This window comes from Streptomyces sp. NPDC002004, assembly GCF_053593975.1.
In genome coordinates, this window is sequence record NZ_JBSFDP010000008.1 from 268,585 (window position 1) to 285,115 (window position 16,531).

A 16,531-nucleotide genomic window follows, 5' to 3' on the forward strand; every position below is an offset into this window, starting at 1 on the left:
GCATCCACCGCCCCGCCGGTGCGGGACGCCCCGCCCGCCCCTCCGGACCGGGTGCCGCCCACCACTCGGCACCGTTGTCAGTGCCCCCCTCTATCGTGCGGAGCATGACGAGTCAGCCGCGCGCCACCACCGCCCTCTCCGCCGACGAGGCCCGCCGCATGGCACTTCGCGCCCAGGGCTTCCTCGGTGCGCCCGACCGCCGGGCCGGCGTCCGCGGCATACTCCGCCACCTCGGCGCGGTCCAGCTCGACACGATCTCCGTACTGGCCCGTTCCCACGAACTGATCCCGTACGCACGCCTGGGCGCCGTCGGCCGCAAGGCGGTCGAGGCCGCGTACTGGAAGCCCACGGCCGACGGCGCGTCCGCGCCGCGGCCCCACGCCTTCGAGTACTGGTCTCACGCGGCCTGCATCCTCCCCGTCGAGGAGTGGCCCCACTTCGCGTTCCGCCGCCGCGCGTACCGCAACCGCCCGCACTGGAACCACGAACTGCCGGACGGCGCATACGACCAGGTGATCAAGCAGCTGCGCGCCGAAGGCCCACTCACCGCCACGGAGTTGGGCGGGGCCAAGAACGGCGGCGAGTGGTGGGACTGGTCCGGCTCCAAGGTGGCCGTGGAGCGCGCCCTGATGTACGGCGAGGTGGTGTGCACCGAACGGCGCGGCTGGAAGCGCGTGTACGACCTCGCCGAGCGCGCCGTTCCGGACGATCTGCTGCACGACGACCTGGACGACACCGAGTGCGTACGCCGCCTCGTACGGCTGGCGGGGCAGTCCCTCGGCGTCGGCACCCGCGCGGACATCGCCGACTACCACCGTCTCAAGGGCGAGCAGGTCGACGCGGTGATCGAGGACTCCGGGCTGGTCCCGGTGACGGTCGAAGGCTGGGGAAAGCCCGCCTGGGCCGACCCCGATGCGCTCGCGGCGGACCCCCGGGGCCGGCACCGTACGACGCTGCTGTCGCCGTTCGACTCGCTGATCTGGGAGCGTGCGCGCACGGAGCGTATCTTCGGATTCACACACCGCCTCGAGGCGTATGTGCCCAAGCCCAAGCGCATACACGGCTACTTCGCGATGCCGGTGCTCGCGGGCGGCCGGCTCGTCGGCCGTGTCGATCCGGCGCGCGAGGGGCGCACCCTGGTGGCCCGGCAGGTGTCGCTCGACGGCCCCAAGGCGGTCCGCGCCGTGGCGGAGGCGCTCGTCGAGGCGGCGAGCTGGGTGGGTTGCACGGACGTACGCGTGGAACGGCTGGACCCCGCCGAACTCCGGCCGTCCCTGACCGCCGAGCTGGCCCGCGCCCTGGCCTGAGCGACGGGCGGCGCACCGACCGCCGGAACCGCCGGAAGGGGAGGTGCGCCGTCGGGCTCAGGGCCGCCGTCGGGCGGCGCCGACTTGCCGAGCGCCGAGGCCCCGTGGGGCACGCGGCGTGCCGTGGAGTCCGGGGTCCCCAGGTGCCGATGGAGACCGTGGGGCCTGGGTCCGTGGGGCCCATGGGTCCGTGGGATCCATGGGTCCAGGGGGTCCCGTCAGCGGATCTCGAGGATCTTCTCCCGCATCGCGTACACGACCGCCTCCATCCTGGAGTGCAACTGCAGCTTCTCCAGGATGTTGCGGACGTGGTTCTTCACCGTGTTCTCGCTGATGAAGAGCTCTTTGGCGATGTCGCGGTTGTTCATGCCCGTGGCGACCAGCTTCAGGACCTCCAGCTCGCGGTCGGTGAGCCGGGGCGCCGGCACCAGGCGGCGCTCGTCGGTGCGCTGGATCATCGACTTGAACTCGGTGAGCAGCTTCGACGCCATCGAGGGGCTGATCTGCGACTGGCCGTCGGCGACGGCGCGGATCGCCGTGGCGACCTCGTCCGTGGAGATCTCCTTGAGGAGATACCCGGTGGCACCCGCTTTGATCGCGTCGTAGAGGTCGGCCTCCTCGTCACTGATCGTCAGCATGATGATCTTCGCGCTGGGGGCCACCTCCTTGATCGAGGTGCACGCCTCGATGCCGCCGCGACGGGGCATCCGCACATCCATCAGGATGATGTCGGGCAGCAGATCGGCGGCCTTGTCGACCGCCTCCGCGCCGTCCCCCGCCTCCCCGACGACCTGGATGTCCTCCTCCGCGGCCAGCACTATCTCCAGGCCGCGGCGGAAGAGGGCGTGGTCGTCGACCACCAGGACCCTGATGGGCTCCTTCCGTGGGGAGCCTGCCGGGCCCACGCCGACGGAGCCGTCGCCGGCACCCGCGTCGTGCATCGGTCCGAAGCTGTCCGCCATCGTTCCTCCCCCTGAAGGCCGAGGCCCTTCTTCTGCGCTGCCGGGTGGGTCGTCGCCAACCCGGGGCGGCAGCGCACCGGTTGGCCTGGCCGCCATGATTTCATGCCCGGACGCCAGTGCGGTGACAGTGCGATGCCGGATGTGGGCGCACACAGGTGCCCCTGGGGGCGCACGCGCTCACCAGGGGCACCGGTTCTGTGGTCACCTTCCGTGGTCACCCGGGAATTCAGCCGCCGATCACACCGCCTGCGCCGGCGGATTCGGCCCGGCTGGCCATGACGTCCGGGGCAAGGTGAATGACGCCGTAGTCATAGGCGTGTCGTCGGTACACGACGCTCGGCTCCTTCGTCTCGGAGTCGACGAACAGATAGAAGTCGTGCCCCACCAGCTCCATCTCGTAGAGCGCCTGGTCGAGCGACATCGGGGCTGCAGTGTGGGTCTTCTCGCGTACGACGAGCGGTCCTTCGCCCTGGACCTCAAGGCATCCCATCTTCATGACGGGCACGCCGTCGGGCTCCTCTTCCCGTGCGAGCGTCCCGTCTCCGTTGAGCCGGGCGGCGTCGGGGACGAGGTCGGCCACTTCGGCGGCCGAGACCCTGCCTGCGCCGCGACGGCTGAAACGCTTGTCGTGCTGCTTGCGCATCCGCGCCTCGAGCTTCTCCGTCGCCAGGTCCAGCGCCGCGTAGGGGTCGCTGGCCGCGGCTTCCGCCCGGATCACCGGACCGCGTGAGTGGAGCGTGATCTCCACCCGGTCGGAGCGGTCGGCCTGTCGGGGGTTGGGCTCCTTGGACACCTCGACGTCGAGGCTGATCACCTTGCCATCGAGCTTCTGGATCTTCTCCAGCTTCAGCTTCTCGGCCACGTGCTTTCGGAAGCGCTCGTGCACCTCGGTCTTGCGGCCCTTGACGACGATGTCCACGCAGAACTCCGTTCCCGGATTGCTCCGCTGTACCGGCGGAGCGTCTCCCTTGTGCACAGGCTCCGTACGACGTGCCGGAGCCTCGGACTCGGTGCTTCCACCTCCTCCTCCCCCGTGGGCGAGCTCTCCACCCCACTGCCCCGGGTGATAGCGGAAAAACCCCAGGGCACAGCAATGTGATTAGTGGAGGGGCGGCTACCCGCCTTTCCTCACACCCGAACATATCTCGCCCGGACGGATGTCGTCACCCTCTACTGGGGCGTACCTCCGTTCAGGTGAATTGACCTCGTCGCCACCTGCGAGGACACAAGATCCCCTTCACTTTCTGTTTATTTCGAAAGAATCCGGAGAAGCGGCCACCACGGCTCCGCTGATCCCATTTTCGGTGCCCACGGCACGTAATGCACGCGCTGCCTCCGCCAATGACGCGCCCGTGGTCATCAGGTCGTCCACGAGCACGATCGCGGCCCCTCGGGTGATGAGCCCGACACCCCCTGCCGCCACCTCGAGCGCCCCGTCCAGATTGGCCAGCCGCTCCCGCGCGTCCAGCCCCGCCTGGTCGGCCACCGCCCGCCGCTGCCGCAGCACCGCGACCATCCGTGCCCGCACCCCCGCCCGCCGCAACTCACCCGCAGCGGCGAGCGCGATCCGCCGTGTGGGGTCGTGGCCCCGCGCGCGGACGGCCTGGGGGGAGGAGGGGACGGGGACGAGGAGCCAGGGGCGCTCCGGGCCGGGTGGGGCTCCCCCACCCCCCTCCCCTCCCCCCTCCGCCCCGCACCGCACCGCCCTCGCCAGCGCCGACCCCAGCGGCCGGGCGAGGCCCAGTGCGCCGCGCTCCTTGTGCGCGAGCAGCACGGCCCGCACCGCGTCCGCGTACGGCGCCGCCGCGTGCACCACCGGCAGCCCCACGGGCTCCGGATCGGGGCGCACCCTTCGCGGCACGCGCTCCCTCACCGCGTCCCGGCACCTGGAGCACAGCGCCGTGCGCTGCGTACCGCATCCCGCGCACGCTCCCGGCAACACGAGATCGGCGATGTCCTGCCACCACCCCCGCATGTGGACCACTCTGCCCACGGGAGCGGGGTGGTGCCACCCCTGTGGACAAGAGGGCCGAGACCTGATGACAAGTCGGTGATGTGCCGGGGCGGGCCCGCGTCCGGCACGGCGGGGATCCGTTGCCGACCCGGCCGCCCTCGCGGGTGCGCTCGCCCCGGAGAGCGGCCTCGTGCACGGCGCAGAGCGGCCTTGCGCACGGCGCGCACCGCCGAGGCCGTGACCCGGGGCGGGCTCCTCGCCCCTTCGGGCCGTGGTCCGGGGCAGGACGCCCACCCCTTCACGCCGGGCCCGGGGGCGGGGCGCTCACCCGGGGTAAACCGGTGCCGTCCCGTCCTTGAGCACCGTCTGCCAGGCCGCGCCCGGCGGGAGGCGGACGATTCCGTCATCGGACTGGGCGACCAGGGGGAGCCGGTCGTCGTCGGATGCGGTGATGGCCTTGACACCGGTGAGGCCGGGAAGGAGTCCGGCCGTCGGCGCGGAGCCGTCGCACTGGATGTACCGCATCTGGAGCACGCCGCCGGACTCGCGCCCGACCACGACGAGACGGCTGCTGCCTGCCCAGGACATGGCGGTGACGTCCTCCATCTGCGGTGCGGCGGGCCGGGTTTCGACGACGGCCACGTCGGACGGACGGCCCGCGTCTCCCTGTCGTTCGACACGGCCGATCCGCAGCGTCCGCTTGCCGTTCTCCTCCACGAGCAGCGCGATGCGCACACCGTCGGCGGCCACCCGCACCGCTTCGATGCGCGACGCGTCAAGGCCCGGCGTCTTCACCTCGAGCGGCGTCCCGCCGCCCTGCTCCAGCATGAGCAGCCGCGGACTCTTGGGATCCCGGTCGGCCACCCACAGGTCGCCGCGGCCGTCCCAACTGGGCGCCGTCAGCGCGTCCTTCTCCTCCTTGGCGTGGCTGCGCACCACCGGGTCCCCGAGCGAGGCGCCGGAGACGAGCGCACCGACGTACAGCTGCCGTCCGTCCATGGACACGCCGGCCGCGCGGTCCTCGTCGCGGGACACGGCGACCGCGCGCCACGCCCGGTCGTCCTTGCCGAAGGGTCCCGGTACGGGTTCGGGGCTGCCGCCGCCACCGTTTCCGGGCAGGCGCACCAGTCGGCTCTTGGCGTCGAGGAAGTACTGGTAGTCGGCGCGGCCGGCGGTGCGGTGCGGTGCGATGGTCTCGGCGCGGTCGGCGCCGAGCACGCACAGCTGGGAACCGTTCGACCCTTGCAGTTCCACCTGGTCGACAGCCGTCGACGCCAGGTCCTGCAGGGTGAAGAGGAGTTGGGCGGCCATTTCGAGGCACTGCTTCTGCCCGACCCGGTCGGCGCGTGCGTTCAGCGGCACCTTCAGCTTGTTCTCGTCGTCGGGCGCCAGTTCTTTGACGCCGTCCTTGAGCCGTGTACCGGTCGGGAAGCTTGAGCGCACCACGGGGTTGAGCCAGTGGGTGGGCCCGTCGAGCAGCGACCGCACGGTCTGTGTCAGCGGGTCGACACCGCGCTGGCGTACGAACACGGGGTCGGCGACGAGTCCTTCGGGGCCGCTCTCCCGGGACGGTGAACCGAGCGCGAAGTAGTACTTGTTGACGGGCTGGTACATCCGCTCGAAGTCGGACTGTCCGAGCACGGCGCCCGCCGGCGGCGCGTCGATCCGCCACTGCCGGCCGTCGGGGCCGTCCTCCTGGGTGAGGTGCACGGTTTCGCCGAACGTCCCCCCGGCGGGCTCGTATGCCTGCTGCCCGTCGACGCGGGCGACCCTGCGGCCGCTCAGTGTGTAGGTGCGACCGCCCTCCGTGCCGTTGCCGACCCGGTCGGCGCTGGTGTTGGGGCCGTCGGCGAGGATCGTCGTGGAACGGTCCGGGTGCCAGTTCTTCGACGCGTCCTTCGTCAGGTACTTGCGCGCCATGTCGAACTGCGGGTCGTCGCTGGTCAGTGCCTCCAGGAAGCCCTGCATGATCTCGAACGGGGACGCGTTGTCCCGTGGCGGCATCGCGAACACCCGCACCTGGGAGTCGGGCCGCTGCGAGGCCTCCACACCGCGCAGGTCTCCGCTGTCCGGCATCGACGCGCAGCCGGCCAGCAGCGCGGCGCCGCACCCGAGGGCGACTCCGGTGCGGATCGTGCGCCGTCGTCGGGACCACCGCTCACCGCCCACGAGCGGCCTCCCCTTCCCTGCCCGGGGCCGATCCGTCGGCGGAAGCCCCGCCTGTGGTGCGCCCCGTCTGACTGTCGTCGGCGGGCCCGTCGGCCGCGCCGTTCTGCGCGGGTGCCGCGCTGTCGGCCTCGTTCGTGGCCCGCGGCACGACGCGGGCGCCGTTCCCCGGCAGCGCCGTCGGGTCAGCCGTCGGTGTGGGCGCCGTGCTCGTGGGCAGCCGCGGGGGTATGGAGGTGCGTGCCCCCATGCGGCTGCCGACCGCCGTCGCACCTGCGGGCGCCTGCGGAGGCACCGTGGCGCGGGCGCTCATGCCGCCCTGCGGCGTGCCGGCGCCGCCGCGGCGTCCGCGGTTGCGCCGCGAGTCGTCGGGTTCCAGGGGTATCGGGGACCCGCGCAGGGGCTCGTCCGCCGTCCTCGGCAGCGTCAGCCGGAACTGTGAGCCGCCCCCGGGTTCGCCCCAGGCCTGCAGCCAGCCGCCGTGCAGCCGCGCGTCCTCGAGGGCGATGGACAGCCCGAGGCCCGTGCCTCCGGTGGTCCTGGCGCGTGCCGGGTCGGCGCGCCAGAAGCGGCTGAAGACGCGGGTCGCCTCGCCGGGCTTGAGGCCCACGCCGTAGTCCCGCACCGCGATGGCGACCGCACCGCCCGCCGCGGCGAGCCGTACGACGACGTCCTTGCCGTCGCCGTGCTCCACGGCGTTGACGACGAGGTTGCGCAGCACGCGTTCGACGCGCCGCGCATCGGCCTCGGCGACCACGGGCTGCTGGTCACCGACGATGCGTATGTGGGTGTGCTTGCGCTCGGCGAGCGGCGCGGCGCCGTCGACGACCCGGCGCACGACCTCGCGCAGGTCTATCGGCTCGGCCTCCAGGGCCGCTGCTCCCGCGTCGAACCGGCTGATCTCCAGCAGGTCGGCGAGCAGCGACTCGAACCGGTCGAGCTGGTCGGCGAGCAGTTCGGCGGACCGGGCGGTGACCGGGTCGAAGTCCTCGCGCGCCTCGTGGATGACGTCCGCGGCCATCCGTACGGTCGTCAGCGGCGTCCGCAGCTCGTGCGACACGTCCGAGACGAACCGGCGCTGCATCCGTGACAGGTCCTCCAGCTGCTGGATCTTGAGCTGAAGGTTGGATGCCATCTTGTTGAAGGCTTCGCCGAGGCGGGCGATGTCGTCCTCGCCGGTGACCTTCATCCGTTCCTGGAGGCGTCCGGCGGACAGCCGCTCGGCGATGCCGGCGGCCATGCGTACGGGGGTGACGACCTGGCGCACCACCAGCCAGGCGATGGCGCCGAGCAGCACCACGACGAACAGGCCGGCGGTCGCCAGCGTGCCCTTGACCAGGCTCAGCGACTTCTCCTCCTGCGTGAGCGGGAAGAGGTAGTACAGCTGGTACGGGTCGCTGTGGGGGTCGCTGAGCTGTTTGCCGATCACCAGGGCGGGCTCGGGTTCCTGGCCGTCGACGAAGGTGATGCGGGTGTAGCTCTGGGATGCGCCGGTGGTCTGCGCGACGCGGCGGCGCAGGTCCTCCGGAACGCTCTGCAGCGGGTCGACGCCGCCGGATCCGCGCGGCGCCCGCACGCTGCCGGCGTCGCCGTCGCCCCCGGGGCTGAGCGTGACCACGTCGAACGCGCTCTGGCCGCCGCTGGAGAGCTGTTCGACCAGTTTGTTCATCCACACCGCGGCGTTCTGCTCGGTGTGGCCGTCGGGCGCGGTGGCGTCCGGTCCTCGGCCGCTCGCCGAGTCGGCCGTGTCCTTTGCGGCGCGGAAGCCGCCGTCGGCCTGGCTCTGCGAGGCCTTCACCTTGGCGTCGAGCAGGCCGTTGCGTACCTGGCCGATGACGACGAAGCCGAGCAGCAGGACCACTCCGAGCGACATCAGCAGTGTCGTCGCGACGACCTTCAGCTGGATGTTGCGCCGCCAGAGCCGCACGGCGGGCAGCAGCGGCCGCCGCACCCAGCGCATGAACAGCCGCAGCACGGGGCTGCCCTTCACTCCGCCCTGGAGCAGCAGTCCGCTGTCGATCAGCCGTCTCAGGCGGGCCGCCGCCGATATGTGGCCGACAGGCCGCCCCGAGGGGCCCCCGGGCGTGCCGGGGGCCGGGACGGCACTGTCGTCCCTGGACATGTCAGCTCGGTCCGGCCTTGTATCCGACGCCACGCACGGTGACCACGATCTCGGGCCGCTCCGGGTCCTTCTCGACCTTGGAGCGCAGCCGCTGCACGTGTACGTTCACCAGGCGCGTGTCGGCCGCGTGGCGGTAGCCCCACACCTGCTCGAGCAGGACCTCGCGGGTGAACACCTGCCACGGCTTGCGGGCGAGCGCGACCAGCAGGTCGAACTCGAGCGGGGTGAGCGCGATCGACTGGCCGTCCCGCTTCACGGAGTGCCCGGCCACGTCGATGACGAGGTCACCGATGGCGAGCTGCTCCGGTGCGGGTTCCTCGGAGCGCCGCAGCCGCGCACGGATGCGGGCGACGAGCTCCTTGGGCTTGAACGGCTTGACGATGTAGTCGTCCGCTCCCGACTCCAGGCCCACCACCACGTCGACTGTGTCGCTCTTGGCGGTGAGCATGACGATCGGCACGCCGGATTCGGCCCGGATCAGGCGGCACACCTCGATGCCGTCCCGGCCGGGGAGCATCAGGTCCAGCAGCACCAGATCGGGCTTGGTCTCGCGGAATGCGGCAAGCGCCTTGTCACCGTCGGACACGAACGACGGCTCGAAACCTTCACCACGCAGCACAATCCCGAGCATCTCGGCCAGTGCGGTGTCGTCGTCGACGACAAGGACTCGTCCCTTCATAAACGACATCATCCCATTAGCCAATCGTTATCTGTGGCGTGACCTGGCACACAGCCCTGCCAGTGCCTCGGCCGTCACGGGGGAAACGGTGCCCTGCTCGGTGACGACGGCCGTCACCAGCTCGGGCGGCGTCACGTCGAATGCCGGGTTGTACGCCTGTGTCCCCAGCGGCGCCACGGGGACCCCGCTGCCTGCTTCCAGCCCGGCCACCGGCACGAGCGGCACCTGGGGCACCGGCACCTCCGTCACCTCGTGGCCGGGTCGCTGTTCCACCTCGATGGAGGCACCGTCCGCCGTGTCCGGGTCCACGGTCGTCACGGGCGCCACCACGATGAACGGCACATGGTGATAGCGGGCCAGCACCGCGAGCGGATAGCTGCCCACCTTGTTCGCCACCGAACCGTCCGCCGCGATCCGGTCCGCCCCGATCAGGACCGCGTCCACCTCGCCCGCCGCGAACAGTGATCCCGCCGCGTTGTCCGTGAGCAGCGTGTACGCCATCCCGGTGCGTGCCGCCTCGTAGGCCGTGAGCCGGGAGCCCTGGAGCAGCGGCCGTGTCTCGTCGACCCACAGCCGGCGCAGCCGTCCTGCCCGGTGCGCCGCGAGCGCCACCGCGAACGCCGTGCCCTCGCCCCCTGACACCAGCGATCCGGAGTTGCAGTGGGTGAGGATCCGGTGATTGCCGCCGGGCAGCAGCTCGTCGAGGAGTGCCAGGCCGTGCGCGGCCATCCGTTGGCTGGCCGCGGCGTCCTCCGCGTGCAGGTCCTTCGCCTCGGCGAGCGCCGCATCTGCGGCCCCTTCACGTCCGCTGCCGTCGGCGATCGCGGTGCGGTACGCGGTCAGCGCCCGCTGCACGCCGTGCGCGAGGTTCACGGCGGTGGGCCGTGCGCCGGCCAGTGCCCCGGCGGCCTCCTCCACGTCGAAGCCCCGTGCGGCGGCGAGCGCGACGCCGTAGGCCCCGGCGATCCCCAGCAGAGGTGCTCCGCGGACGGCGAGCGTGCGGATCGCCTGGACGAGCGCCGGGGCGTCGGTGCACACCAGCTCGACCTCGTCTGCGGGCAGCCTGGTCTGATCGAGAAGGACCAGTACGGGTCCTTCGGGTGGCTCGTCCCATCTGATCGCGGGGATGTCCGTGGCCGGTATGTCCTCACCGGGTCGCGCGTACTGATCAGCCATCCGCTCAGTCTGCCCCGTACCCGACGGACAATTGAAGGTGTGCAGCCCGCTCGACCCCCGGTACGTTGCCGGGCACAGCGTGACACGATGGCTGGCAACCTGCTGCCGCGACCGCGGACGGGCACCGTGAAGGAGCGACGATGAACGACACTCCGGGCTGGGCCTCGCCCGGATCTGACCCCTCCGGCGGAGACGGCCGGGAGCCGGGAGAGCCGCGCCCCGCCGAGCCCGCCGACGGCACCGGACCGGCCCCGGGCGGACAGGAGCCGGGTGCCGGCTCCGAGGGCGCCGGTCCCGGAGCCACGTGGTCGAAGCAGCAGCCGCCGCCCGCCTCCTGGTCCTCGCCAGGCCCTCAGGGCCCGGCCCAGGCCCCGCCGCCCGGTCCGGGCGGGGGCGCTCAGGGTCCCGGCGGTTGGGGCGGTCCGGGTCAGGGCGGTCCCGGCGGCTGGGGCGGACCCGGCCCCGCCGGGGGCTACGGCTGGGGTGCCTGGCAGGGCCGGCCGCCCGCGGCCAAGCCCGGTGTCATCCCGCTGCGGCCGCTGGGCCTCGGCGAGATCCTCGACGGCGCCGTGTCGACCATGCGCACCTACTGGCGCAGCGTGCTCGGCATCTCGCTGACCGTCGCCGCCGTCATCCAGCTCGCGACCGTCCTCGTACAGGGCCTGGCGCTGAGGAACACCGCCGACTCGAGCACCCTCAGCGATCCGAACGCCTCCGTCGGCGACCTCAGCCGCGCCATGGGCGACACCATGCTGAACTCCGCCGTCGTCGCGGTGATCGCACTGCTCGGCACGATCATCGCGACGGCCATGCTCACCATGGTCATGAGCCGGGCGGTCCTGGGGAAGCCGGTGACCGTCGGCGAGGCCTGGCGCGACGCCCGGCCGCGGCTGCTCAGGCTGCTCGGCCTGACGCTGCTCCTCCCGCTCATCGCCGGCGTGATCCTCACCCTGGGCATCGTGCCCGGTGTCGCGGTGGCCGCCTCGGGCAGCACCGACGCGGGGATCGCCCTGGCCTTCCTCGGCGCGCTCGGCGCCATGGTGGTGGCGGTCTGGCTGACGATCCGCTTCTCCCTCGCCTCGCCCGCGCTGATGCTGGAGAAGCAGGGCGTCCTGAAGTCGATGGGCCGCTCCGTGAAGCTCGTCCGCGGCTCCTGGTGGCGGATCTTCGGCATCCAGCTGCTGGCCGTCGTGGTCGCCGACATCATCGCGGCGATCATCGTGATTCCGTTCACCCTCGTCGCGGGCGCGGTCTCCGGCGACGGCATAGCCGGGTTCCTGAACGGCAGCGGCAGCGTGGGCTGGACGTTCCTCGTCGTCACCGGCATCGGCACGATGGTCGGCCGCACGCTGACGCTGCCCATCATCGCCGGGGTGACCGTGCTCCTGTACATCGACCGGCGGATCCGCCGTGAGGCGCTCGACCTGGAGCTGGCCCGCGCGGCCGGTGTCGAGAACCACGGCACCGCCGCCCCCGGCACCGTCCCGGGGAGCTGATGGCGTGACCTCGACGGGGGGAATGCTCGCCGCGGCGCTTCTACGGGCAGGCTCCGGCGACGAGCCGCCGGTGACGATCGCGCGCGATCCCGCGCGGGAGGCCGCCAAGCGCGAGCTGTCCAAGCGGATGTACCACGAGAACGACCCGAGCCTGTTCCAGCGCGCCCTCAACCGCTTCTGGGAGTGGGTCGAGGGCCTGTTCGACGCCGCGTCGGGCGCCAGCCCGGGCGGTGCGGTCGGACTCGTGGTCATCGTGCTGGTCGTCGTCGCGGTCATGGCTGCCCTGTGGTGGCGTCTCGGCACACCCCACCGGGCCCCGTCGTCGTCCGCACCGCTCTTCGACGACCGCCCGCGCAGCGCCGCCGAGCACCGGGCCGCCGCTGAGGCGCACGCCGCCCAGGGCCACTGGAGCCAGGCCCTCCAGGAGCGGATGCGCGCCGTCGTACGCTCCCTGGAGGAGCGCGCCCTCCTCGACGTCCGCCCCGGCCGCACCGCCGACGAGGCAGCCGCGGAAGCGGGCCGCTCCCTTCCTTCGCACACGGACCGACTGCGCGCCGCCGCCCGCGAGTTCGACGACGTCACATACGGTGGCCGCACCGCCGACGAGGCCGCGTACCACCGGCTCACCGCGCTCGACGAGGAACTGGAGCGCACAAAGCCCGTCCTCACGGCGAGCGCCGCCGGCGCGGCCGATGAAGCCCCCGGCACCCCGAGCGGAGGCGCGGGCGCATGACCCGGACCACCACGCTCCCGCCCGCTCCCGGCGCGCCCACCACGTCGACGTCGCCGCGCGCCCGCCAGGTGTGGACGCGCACACGCGGCCCGGTGCTCGCCCTGCTGATCCTCCTCGCGGCCGCCGTCGCTCTGGCCGTGGTCCGCTCCGGAGCCCAGCACGGCCGCCTCGATCCACGCTCCGCCGACCCCTCCGGCAGCCGGGCGGTCGCCGAACTCCTCGCCCCGCACGGCGTGTCCACCCGCGTCGTCACCCGCTTCGACGAGGCCCGCGCCGCGGCCGGCCCCGACACCACACTGCTGGTGGCGGTCCCCGACCTTCTCACGCACCGTCAGCAGGGCCGTCTGCGGGCGGCGTTCACCGGCTCCGGCGGCCGCACCGTCCTCGTCGCCCCCGACATCCCGTCCGTCGGCACCCTGGCTCCGGGGGTCTCCGCGGACGCCGCCCCGAGCACCGAGTCGACGCTCGCTCCGCACTGCGACCTGCCCGCCGCCAGGCGCGCCGGCGACGCCGACACCGGCGGCATCCGCTACCACACCTCGCTGCCCGCCGTGGACTCCTGCTACCCCAGCGGCGGCCTGCCGACCGTCGTGCGCATCCCCGCCACGCACGGCGGCGACACGGTCGTACTCGGCGCCGCGGACATCCTCACCAACGACCGTCTCGACGAGCAGGGCAACGCCTCGCTCGCCCTCCAACTGCTCGGTTCCCGACCCCACTTGGTCTGGTACCTCCCCTCGCTCTCCGACATGACGGCCGACGACACGGGCCGCCGCAGCTTCTTCGACCTGATCCCCTCGGGCTGGCTCTGGGGCACCCTGCAGCTCACCATCGCCGTCGTCCTCGTCGCCTTCTGGCGCGGCCGACGCCTCGGCCCCCTCGTCGCCGAACGTCTCCCCGTCGCGATCCGCGCCTCCGAGACCGTCGAAGGCCGCGCCCGCCTCTACCGCAAGGCCGACGCCCGCGATCGCGCCGCCTCGGCCCTGCGCAACGCCACACGCACCCGGCTCGCGCCCCTTGTCGGCGTGTCCCCCGCGCAGGCGCACACGCAGGAGTCGCTCCTTCCCGCCCTGACCTCCCGGCTCGACCGCCCCGGCCAGGACCTGCACACCCTCCTCTTCGGACCGCCGCCCCGCGACGACGCGGCCCTGATCGCACTCGCCGACCAACTCGACGCCCTCGAAAGAGAGGTACGCCATTCATGACGGACCCGACCACTGACAATGCCGGGCCCACCGGGCAGTCCCACGACGCACGCGCCTCCCTGGAGGCACTGCGCGCGGAGATCGCCAAGGCCGTGGTCGGCCAGGACCCCGCCGTCACCGGCCTCGTCGTCGCCCTCCTGTGCCGCGGACACGTTCTCCTTGAAGGAGTCCCCGGGGTGGCGAAAACGTTGCTCGTGCGTGCGCTGGCCGCGTCGCTGGAACTCGACACCAAGCGCGTCCAGTTCACGCCCGACCTGATGCCGAGCGACGTCACCGGCTCCCTCGTCTACGACACCCGCAGCGCCGAGTTCTCCTTCCAGCCCGGCCCGGTCTTCACCAACCTGCTGCTCGCCGACGAGATCAACCGCACCCCGCCCAAGACGCAGTCGTCCCTCCTCGAAGCGATGGAGGAACGCCAGGTCACCGTCGACGGCACCCCGCGCCCGCTGCCCGAGCCGTTCCTCGTGGCCGCGACGCAGAACCCCGTCGAGTACGAGGGCACTTACCCCCTCCCCGAGGCCCAGCTGGACCGCTTCCTGCTGAAGCTCACGGTGCCGCTGCCGACCCGTCAGGACGAGATCGACGTCCTGACCCGCCATGCCGAGGGCTTCAACCCGCGTGATCTGCACGCCGCCGGCGTACGCCCCGTCGCGAACGCCGCCGACTTGGAAGCCGCCCGCGCCGCCGTCGCGAAGACAACCGTTTCTCCGGAGATCACCGCGTACGTCGTCGACATCTGCCGCGCCACCCGCGAGTCGCCGTCCCTCACGCTCGGCGTCTCCCCGCGCGGCGCGACGGCCCTGCTGTCCGCGGCCCGCGCCTGGGCCTGGCTGACGGGCCGCGACTACGTCATCCCGGACGATGTGAAGGCGCTCGCCCTTCCGACGATGCGGCACCGCATCCAGCTGCGCCCCGAGGCGGAGATGGAGGGCGTCACCGCCGACTCCGTGATCACCGCGATCCTCGCCCACGTCCCCGTACCCCGCTGAGCCGAGGGACCCATGGCACTCACCGGACGCGCCGCGTTCCTCGCGGCGCTCGGCTCGATCCCCGTCGGCATCTGGGAACCGAGCTGGACAGGCATCCTCGCCGTGAACGCCCCGCTGGCCCTGGCCTGCGCCTGCGACTTCGCGCTGGCCGCGCCGGTGCGCCGACTGGGTCTGACGCGCTCCGGAGACACCTCGGTACGCCTCGGCGACCCCGCCGACGTGACCCTGACCGTCACCAACCCCTCGCGCCGTCCGCTGCGCGCGCTGCTCCGCGACGGCTGGCCGCCGAGCAGTTGGCGGCCCGGCACCGAGATGGAGGCATCCCGGCATCGCGTCACGGTGCCGCCCGGTGAGCGCCGCCGTCTCACGACACGCCTGCGCCCCACCCGCCGCGGCGACCGCCGGGCCGACCGTGTCACGATCCGCTCGTACGGGCCCCTGGGCCTGTACGCCCGCCAGGGCAGCCATGAGGTCCCCTGGACGGTGCGGGTCCTTCCGCCCTTCCACAGCCGCAAGCACCTGCCGTCCAAACTGGCACGGCTCCGTGAACTGGACGGCCGTACCAGCGTCCTGACCCGCGGGGAGGGCACGGAGTTCGACAGCCTCCGCGAGTACGTGCCCGGCGACGACACCCGCTCCATCGACTGGCGCGCCACGGCCCGCCAGTCCTCGGTCGCGGTGCGCACCTGGCGTCCCGAGCGGGACCGACACATCCTCCTGGTCCTGGACACCGGCCGCACCTCCGCCGGCCGTGTCGGCGACGCTCCTCGGCTCGACGCCTCCATGGACGCCGCCCTGCTCCTCGCGGCCCTGGCCTCCCGGGCCGGCGACCGCGTCGATCTTCTGGCGTACGACCGCCGGGTACGGGCCCTCGTGCAGGGGCGGGCCGCGGGTGAGCTGCTTCCCGCCTTCGTCAACGCGATGGCTCCGCTGGAACCGGAACTGATCGAGACGAACGCCGGCGGTCTCGCTTCACAGGCGCTTCGCGCCGCGCCGCGCCGTTCACTCATCGTTCTGCTGACCAGCCTGGACGCAGCCCCCGTGGAAGAGGGGCTGCTGCCCGTCCTTCCCCAGCTCACCAAGCGCCATACCGTGCTGCTCGCATCGGTGGCCGATCCTCATATCGAGGCGATGGCGGCATCGAGGGGCACGGCGGAGGCGGTGTACGACGCTGCGTCGGCGGCACAGGCGCACGCCGATCGTCGCCGGGTGGCCGAACAACTGACCCGGCACGGTGTCACGGTCGTCGACGCAACGCCGCAGGACCTGGCTCCGGCGCTGGCGGACGCATACCTGGCGCTCAAGGCAGCCGGACGCCTCTGAAATACAAAGAGAGGCCTCTCAAGTACAAAAAAAAGGGGGCGCCCCGCATGGGGCGCCCCCTAAGAGCTGTCCGGAATTACGTACCGGAAAAGGCAGAAGGCCCCGCACCTGAGGTGCGGGGCCTTCTCAAAATTTGTTCGGCGGCGTCCTACTCTCCCACAGGGTCCCCCCTGCAGTACCATCGGCGCTGTGAGGCTTAGCTTCCGGGTTCGGAATGTAACCGGGCGTTTCCCTCACGCTATGACCACCGAAACACTATGAAACTGTCAACCGCACCACCCCCGGCACATATCACGGGGGTGGGGTTGTTCGTGGTTTCAGAACCAACACAGTGGACGCGAGCAACTGAGGACAAGCCCTCGGCCTATTAGTACCGGTCACCTTCACACCTCACGGTGCTTCCAGATCCGGCCTATCAA

The 16,531-nt window shown here is 72.2% G+C and carries 13 protein-coding genes and 1 rRNA gene; 6 read left to right on the plus strand and 8 right to left on the minus strand.

The annotated features are described in order from the left end of the window. Window positions 1-104 precede the first annotated feature (104 nt). Window positions 105-1,307, plus strand: a complete 1,203-nt coding sequence (locus ACWCP6_RS16090) for a winged helix-turn-helix domain-containing protein (RefSeq protein WP_450933041.1) — start codon at window positions 105-107, stop codon at window positions 1,305-1,307. 218 nt (window positions 1,308-1,525) lie between these two features. Here ACWCP6_RS16090 and ACWCP6_RS16095 read toward each other — a convergent pair whose 3' ends face one another. The 7 genes from ACWCP6_RS16095 to mtnA form a co-directional block, all read right to left on the minus strand. Beyond that, window positions 1,526-2,269, minus strand: coding sequence for a response regulator (locus ACWCP6_RS16095; protein ID WP_450933042.1), 744 nt, complete (start codon window positions 2,267-2,269; stop codon window positions 1,526-1,528). 226 nt (window positions 2,270-2,495) lie between these two features. Further along, window positions 2,496-3,188: a ribosome hibernation-promoting factor, HPF/YfiA family gene (gene hpf, locus ACWCP6_RS16100; protein WP_450933043.1), complete on the minus strand. Its 693-nt coding sequence runs from the start codon at window positions 3,186-3,188 to the stop codon at window positions 2,496-2,498. A 318-nt stretch (window positions 3,189-3,506) separates the two neighbouring features. Next, window positions 3,507-4,244 carry a ComF family protein gene (locus ACWCP6_RS16105; RefSeq protein ID WP_450933044.1) on the minus strand — a complete coding sequence of 246 codons (738 nt, stop codon included), beginning with the start codon at window positions 4,242-4,244 and terminating at the stop codon, window positions 3,507-3,509. A 303-nt stretch (window positions 4,245-4,547) separates the two neighbouring features. Further along, the gene (locus ACWCP6_RS16110; protein ID WP_450933045.1) at window positions 4,548-6,392 is read right to left on the minus strand and encodes an LpqB family beta-propeller domain-containing protein; all 1,845 of its coding nucleotides are present in this window, start codon (window positions 6,390-6,392) and stop codon (window positions 4,548-4,550) included. Continuing rightward, on the minus strand, window positions 6,382-8,511 hold the full coding sequence (gene mtrB, locus ACWCP6_RS16115) for an MtrAB system histidine kinase MtrB (protein ID WP_450933046.1): 2,130 nt from the start codon (window positions 8,509-8,511) through the stop codon (window positions 6,382-6,384). The genes ACWCP6_RS16110 and mtrB overlap by 11 nt, the downstream gene beginning before the upstream one ends. A gap of 1 nt (window position 8,512) precedes the next feature. Beyond that, entirely contained in the window at window positions 8,513-9,202 is a 690-nt protein-coding gene (gene mtrA / locus ACWCP6_RS16120; RefSeq protein WP_450933067.1) for a two-component system response regulator MtrA, read from the minus strand. A 15-nt stretch (window positions 9,203-9,217) separates the two neighbouring features. Further along, window positions 9,218-10,366 (minus strand): S-methyl-5-thioribose-1-phosphate isomerase, encoded by a 1,149-nt coding sequence (gene mtnA / locus ACWCP6_RS16125; protein ID WP_450933047.1) that lies wholly within the window; start codon window positions 10,364-10,366, stop codon window positions 9,218-9,220. 140 nt (window positions 10,367-10,506) lie between these two features. On the opposite strand from mtnA, the gene ACWCP6_RS16130 reads away from it, so the two are divergent. Genes ACWCP6_RS16130 through ACWCP6_RS16150 form a run of 5 tightly spaced genes read left to right on the plus strand, consistent with a single transcriptional unit; the run spans window position 10,507 to window position 16,112 of the window. Next, the gene (locus ACWCP6_RS16130) at window positions 10,507-11,862 is read left to right on the plus strand and encodes a DUF7544 domain-containing protein (RefSeq protein WP_450933048.1); all 1,356 of its coding nucleotides are present in this window, start codon (window positions 10,507-10,509) and stop codon (window positions 11,860-11,862) included. 22 nt (window positions 11,863-11,884) lie between these two features. Further along, entirely contained in the window at window positions 11,885-12,595 is a 711-nt protein-coding gene (locus tag ACWCP6_RS16135; protein WP_450933068.1) for a DUF4129 domain-containing protein, read from the plus strand. Further along, window positions 12,592-13,800 carry a DUF4350 domain-containing protein gene (locus ACWCP6_RS16140; protein WP_450933049.1) on the plus strand — a complete coding sequence of 403 codons (1,209 nt, stop codon included), beginning with the start codon at window positions 12,592-12,594 and terminating at the stop codon, window positions 13,798-13,800. The genes ACWCP6_RS16135 and ACWCP6_RS16140 overlap by 4 nt, the downstream gene beginning before the upstream one ends. Further along, window positions 13,797-14,789 (plus strand): AAA family ATPase, encoded by a 993-nt coding sequence (locus ACWCP6_RS16145; protein WP_450933050.1) that lies wholly within the window; start codon window positions 13,797-13,799, stop codon window positions 14,787-14,789. Before ACWCP6_RS16140 ends, ACWCP6_RS16145 begins: the two co-directional genes overlap by 4 nt. Before the next feature lie 12 nt (window positions 14,790-14,801). Further along, window positions 14,802-16,112 carry a DUF58 domain-containing protein gene (locus ACWCP6_RS16150; protein ID WP_450933051.1) on the plus strand — a complete coding sequence of 437 codons (1,311 nt, stop codon included), beginning with the start codon at window positions 14,802-14,804 and terminating at the stop codon, window positions 16,110-16,112. A 135-nt stretch (window positions 16,113-16,247) separates the two neighbouring features. Here the strand turns inward: ACWCP6_RS16150 and rrf are convergent. Beyond that, window positions 16,248-16,364, minus strand: a 5S ribosomal RNA gene (gene rrf, locus ACWCP6_RS16155). Window positions 16,365-16,531: the final 167 nt, after the last annotated feature.